General features: G+C 72.6%; 1 protein-coding gene. It reads right to left on the reverse strand.

Features of this window, described 5'->3' with window-relative positions; all coding sequences use genetic code 11:
• Positions 1–113 precede the first annotated feature (113 nt).
• On the reverse strand, positions 114–1,141 hold a 1,028-nt coding region (locus AB0G02_RS41585), incomplete at its 5' end, for a carbohydrate-binding protein (protein WP_360806493.1).

Consider the following 1,141-nt stretch of genomic DNA (forward strand, 5'->3'; position numbering starts at 1 on the left):
CGGCGCGAGCTGTGGTTATCGCTAAAAAGATACGCTCCGGTCACCCGCCCGGCGGGGTTGCGCTCCGTGCGCTTGGGGCGGCCCGGACCTCCGGGTCGCCCCCACGCGAGCGGTCAGCGGCAGGTGCGCGCCGCGTACGGCACGTCGAGCACCCTCGACTGCGGCTTCCCGTCGACCACCGCGGTCGCGGTGACCGTCACCGACCCCGCCGGCACGGCCCGCTCCCGGGTCGTGAACGGGTGGGAGCGGGCCGCGCCCGGCTGGACGCGCTTGAACGACTTGGAGCCGTACGGCGTGTCCACCGCGATGTCGACCGGCACCGACTCGTTGTCGGTCACCCGCACGACCAGCTGCACGTTCGGGCCGGCGCAGCGGGTGTCCGCGGCGCCCGCGACGTCCAACGACGGCGCGGTGAACCGCCAGCTGTCGACCTCCACCAGGTCCCGGTCGGCAGGACCGGCGAAGGTGAAGTACACGTCGTGCACGCCGGAGACGCCGTGGAGGTCGGTCCCGACCTCGGTCCACTCCCCGACCGGCCCGTCGACCGGGATGGTGGCGACCACCGGCCCGGCGCGGTCGTCCAGGCGGACCTGGATGCTCGTGCCCTCCGCCAGCGGCTTGACCCGCGCCGACACACCCGTGGCGCCGGTGCCGAAGTCGGCCGAGGAGAGCGAGGTCCAGTCACCGGCGTCGACGTCGTGCAGCGCCAGTCGCGGCACGTCGTTCGGCGCGTTGAGCCGCTTGGTGGCCAGGCCCTGCTGCCAGGCGATCGTCTCCGCCTCGATCACCCGGTACGGGTCGAGGTGGCGGATCTGCTCGACGCCGTCGTAGGTGCCGACGACCTCCTTCACGGTCCCGTCCGCGTTGAACCCCAGCTTCGCGATGTGCGGGCTGCGGAACCCCTGCGTCGCGCCGCCGGTGATGCGGCGGTTCAGCGTCTGCGCGTGGTAGGTGAAGTAGTACTCGCCGCCCAGCTCGAAGACGGACTGGTGGTTGTTGCCACCGGCGCCGAAGTAGTTGCCGGGGTTCTTGAAGATCACGCCCGCGTAGTTCTGCGGCGTCCAGGGCCCCATGGGGCTGTCGGCCATCAGGTAGGCGATGGCGCCGGTCGGCGGGCCGGTCGGGGCGTTCGGGGCGCCGC

The sequence above is a fragment of the Actinosynnema sp. NPDC023658 genome, from assembly GCF_040639995.1.
Taxonomy (GTDB): Bacteria; Actinomycetota; Actinomycetes; order Mycobacteriales; family Pseudonocardiaceae; genus Actinosynnema.